Source organism: Mycobacterium sp., from assembly GCF_036488105.1.
GTDB lineage: Bacteria > Actinomycetota > Actinomycetes > Mycobacteriales > Mycobacteriaceae > Mycobacterium.
Genome location: NZ_DASXHW010000080.1, coordinates 1 through 4,728 on the forward strand (window position 1 = coordinate 1; position 4,728 = coordinate 4,728).

3 protein-coding genes and 1 pseudogene are annotated in these 4,728 nt (G+C 65.5%); all 4 read left to right on the forward strand.

Features of this window, described 5'->3' with window-relative positions; genetic code table 11:
• Positions 1-273 (forward strand): annotated as a pseudogene (locus VGH54_RS04215) (hypothetical protein); the annotation flags it as partial.
• Positions 274-275: 2 nt separating this feature from the next.
• On the forward strand, positions 276-695 hold the full coding sequence (locus VGH54_RS04220) for a hypothetical protein (protein WP_331510684.1): 420 nt from the start codon (positions 276-278) through the stop codon (positions 693-695).
• A gap of 193 nt (positions 696-888) precedes the next feature.
• Positions 889-3,810: a (Fe-S)-binding protein gene (locus tag VGH54_RS04225; RefSeq protein WP_331510685.1), complete on the forward strand. Its 2,922-nt coding sequence runs from the start codon at positions 889-891 to the stop codon at positions 3,808-3,810.
• Between the two features lie 28 nt (positions 3,811-3,838).
• The coding region (locus VGH54_RS04230) for an aminotransferase class I/II-fold pyridoxal phosphate-dependent enzyme (protein WP_331510686.1) at positions 3,839-4,728 on the forward strand (890 nt) is incomplete at its 3' end.

The following is a 4,728-nucleotide window of genomic DNA, read 5'->3' on the forward strand; positions in this document are numbered from 1 at the left end:
ATCCTGCTCGGACTGGTTCTCTACTATCTCGCCGACCAGACCCGCGGAAGCGGCGGGACGACGCAAACCCCCACATCGCCAACGACATCCACCGGGGTCACGACGCCCACCACGACCGAGGCACCGACGAGTACCGAACCCCTCGCTCCGGCTTCAACGACCACCATGACCTTCCCGCCGACAACCACGGAGCCGACCACCACGGCACCGCCGACCAGCACCAGCATCGACGAGGGCCACCACCACCATCACCACGACGGCGGGACGCCTTAGCGGTGGGCGGCGATCGACCGACGTATGACGTCGACGGTTTTTCAAGGGGCAACGCGAACATCGACGAGACAGAACGCTTCAGCATCACGGAAAGCCCATCGCCCTGGTACCTCAAACGATGGGTTCTGGCCCTGTGGGGCCTCGCGGTGGTGATACTGGTCGCGATCATCATCTACGGCCTGGCCATCCTGGCCAGGGGCGGCGGGGGCGGCGCACCAACGCCGGCCACGACGCACTCGTCGACCACGACGTCCTCGCACACAACCAGCCCGTCGTCGACGACTCCAACCACGACGGACACCTCGACCGAGACGATCGAACCCGCGCCGCCGCAGGACACCGCAACCTGGACGCCGCAAGAGCCTCGGCGACATCGGTGGCGAAGCAATTTGCCCCCGTTACCGCCCGTACCGCACTTCTGAGCCTGCGCCTGCATACGCAACGCACTTCGTGGTTGACCGCAGCCAAGTTAGGGCATCCTTCGTCGCGGTGACGCCTCCGGAGATGTCACTATGAGCAGGCTTACACGGCTTGAGCAGGTGCAGTAGGTAAGTTACCGACCAGTAACATACAGTTAGTTACTGGCCAGTAACACGAGTCTTGGGGAGTTGCTCCGTGCACACGCAGATGCTGATCAGACTGGTTGTCGGCTTGGGGATGACGGCGATCATCGCTTTGCTCGCCGTCCGCCGGGTGCTGTGGCTGGCCAAACTCACGCTTTCCGGTCAGCCGGTCAGCGGTCGCACCGACGACGTCGGCACGCGGGTCTGGACGCAGATCAGCGAGGTGTTCGGTCAGCGCAGGCTGCTGAAATGGTCTATCCCGGGGCTCGCGCACTTCTTCACCATGTGGGGCTTCTTCATTCTCGGCACGGTCTATGTCGAGGCCTACGGCACCCTGTTCCAGAACAATTTCCACATCCCGATCGTCGGCCGGTGGGACGCGCTGGGCTTCCTGCAGGACTTCATCGCCCTGAGCGTCGTAGCCGGCATCGCAACGTTCTCGATCATCCGGTTACGCTCAGAACCGAAGGAGTACGGCCGTTCATCACGGTTCTACGGCTCCCACACCGGCGGCGCCTGGCTGATCCTGTTCATGATCTTCATGGTCATCGTCAGCTTCGCGATCTTCCGCGGTGCGTCGGCGAACACCGGAACACTGCCGTACGGCGACGGTGCTTTCTTCTCCCACGCCATGGGCGCGCTGATGCACCCGCTGGGCGCAAGCGCCAACGAATGGATCGAGACGTTCGCGCTGCTCGCCCACATCGCTGTGGCGCTGATCTTCCTGTTGATCGTGCTGCACTCCAAGCACCTACACATCTTCTTGGCACCGATCAACGTCACCTTCAAGCGGCTGCCCGACGGCCTGGGTCCGCTGCTGCCGATCGAGGCCGACGGCAAGCCCGTCGACTTCGAAAACCCGCCGGAAGACGCGATTTTCGGGCGCGGCAAGATCGAGGACTTCACCTGGAAGGGCAACCTCGACTTCGCCACCTGTACCGAGTGTGGGCGCTGTCAGTCGCAGTGCCCGGCCTGGAACACCGGCAAGCCGCTGTCCCCCAAGCTCGTCATCATGGACCTGCGGGACCACTGGATGGCCAAGGCTCCGTACATACTTGGCGAGAAAGAGAGCGCGCTGCAAAGCACGCCCGAGGGTGGCCTCAGCGAGGATCTGGTCGGGGAGAAGGAAGCAGACCAACACCATGTGCCAGAGTCCGGCTTCGGCCGGATAACCGGCTCGGGACCCGCGCAGGCGGCCCGTCCGCTGGTCGGCACCGCCGAACAGGGCGGGGTGATCGACCCCGACGTGCTGTGGTCATGCGTGAACTGCGGAGCCTGCGTCGAGCAGTGCCCGGTGGACATCGAGCACATCGACCACATCGTCGATATGCGCCGCTACCAGGTCATGATGGAGTCGGAGTTCCCGTCCGAACTCTCGGTTCTCTTCAAAAACCTTGAGACCAAAGCCAATCCGTGGGGCCAGAACGCCGGCGACCGCACCAACTGGATCAGCGAGGTCGACTTCGACGTCCCGGTCTACGGCGAGGACGTCGACAGCTTCGACGGTTACGAATACCTGTTCTGGGTGGGCTGTGCGGGCGCGTACGACGACAAGGCCAAGAAAACCACCAAAGCCGTCGCCGAACTGCTGGCCATCGCCGGAGTGAAGTACCTGGTGCTGGGCACCGGCGAAACCTGCAACGGCGACTCGGCCCGGCGCTCCGGAAACGAATTCCTGTTCCAGCAGCTCGCGCAGCAAGCCGTCGAGACCCTGGACGGCCTGTTCGAAGGTGTCGAGACGGTCGACCGCAAGATCGTGGTCACCTGCCCGCACTGCTTCAACACCCTCGGCCGCGAATACAAGCAGCTAGGCGCCAATTACTCTGTGCTGCACCACACCCAGCTGCTCAACCGGCTGGTGCGCGACAAGAAGCTGGTCCCGGTCAGCCCGGTCTCCGAGGACATCACCTATCACGACCCGTGCTTCCTGGGCCGGCATAACAAGGTCTACGAGGCACCGCGTGAGCTGATCAGCGCCTCGGGCGCAAAGCTCGCCGAGATGCCGCGTCACGCCGACCGCAGCTTCTGCTGCGGCGCCGGTGGTGCGCGGATGTGGATGGAAGAACACATCGGCAAGCGGATCAACCACGAGCGTGTCGACGAGGCGCTGGCCACCGGCGCAACCACCGTGGCGACGGCGTGTCCGTTCTGCCGGGTGATGGTCACCGACGGTGTCAACGACCGTCAGGAGGCCGCCGGACGCGAAGGCGTCGACGTCCGCGACGTAGCGCAGCTGCTGCTCGAGTCGCTCGACCGCGGTTCGATCACGTTGCCGGAGAAGGGTACTGCCGCAAAGCGGGCCGCCGAGCATGCGGAGAAGACGGCTTCCAAAGCCGAGGCCGCTCCTGCTGCCACCGCGACCGCCCCGGCCAAGGAAGAAGCTGCCGCACCGGAAGCGGCCGCGCCTGCCGAGGACAAAGCCACCAAGGCAGTCACAGGCTTGGGCATCGCCGGTGGCGCCAAGCGACCCGGCGCCAACAAGGCAGCACCCAAAGCTGAAGCCGCGCAAGCTCCATCGACCACCGAGGAGAAAGCTCCCGAGGCCAAGGCACCTGCGGCGCCCGCCAAGGGGCTGGGCCTGGCTGCCGGGGCCAAGCGACCGGGCGCGAAAAAGACTGCGGCAAAGCCAGAAGCCGCAGCACAATCCGCGCCGGCTCAACAACCTGAAGCAAAGAGCGAGCCCGCGGCCGCCCCGGAGGCCAAGGCACCGGCCGCACCGGTCAAGGGACTGGGGATAGCGGCTGGGGCCAAGCGCCCGGGAGCCAAGAAGACCGCTGCTGCTGCTGCTGCGGCTCCATCCGCGGCGCCGGAGCCGGCGTCGCAACCGGAGGCCAAGCCCGAACCTCAGGCGAAGGAAGAACCGCAATCCACGCCCGCCGCAAGCGATGGCGAGGACGGTGGCCAGGCTCCGTCGGCAGCACCGGTCAAGGGCCTGGGCATCGCTCGGGGTGCCCGCCCGCCGGGTAAGCGCTGATCAGGCTGGTTGTTGAATTAGAAAATAGATGGACAGCCGTGGCACCATAGTTGATGTGACCACTCATCAGCTGCCATGGCAGAACGCGGGGCATCAGCCGCGGCAGCGTACGTTCGCGCAGTCCTCGAAGCTGCAGGACGTGCTCTATGAGATCCGCGGGCCGGTACACGATCACGCCGCGCGACTGGAGGCTGAGGGCCACCGCATCCTCAAGCTGAACATCGGCAACCCGGCCCCGTTCGGCTTCGACGCTCCCGACGACATCGTCGCCGCGATCGTCCGGAATCTGCCGAACGCAGCCGGTTACAGCGACTCCAAGGGCCTGTTCTCGGCCCGCACCGCGGTCGCCCAGTACTACACGACCCTCGGGGTCGACGACGTCGACGTCGACAGCATCTACCTGGGCAACGGCGTCTCCGAGTTGATCGCGATGTCCCTGCAGGCGTTGCTGAACACCGGCGACGAGATCCTGATCCCGGCCCCGGACTACCCGCTGTGGACCGCGGTCGCGACCCTGGCCGGTGGCCGCGCGGTGCACTACCTGTGCGACGAAGGCTCGGACTGGATGCCGGACCTGGCCGACGTCGAGGCCAAGATCACCGCGCGCACCAAGGCGTTGGTCGTGATCAACCCGAACAATCCGACCGGCGCGGTGTACTCACGGGAGATGCTCGAGGCGCTGGCCGCGCTGGCCCGCCGGCACAACCTGGTGCTGTTCTCCGACGAGATCTACGACCGGATCCTCTACGACGACGCCGTCCACGTGCCGATGGCGATCGTGGCCCCGGACGTCCTGACGATCACCTTCGGTGGCCTGTCGAAGTGCTACCGGGTCGCCGGGTTCCGGTCCGGCTGGGCCGTGATCACCGGCCCGCGTCAGCACGCCCGCAGCTACCTCGAGGGCATCACGATCCTGGC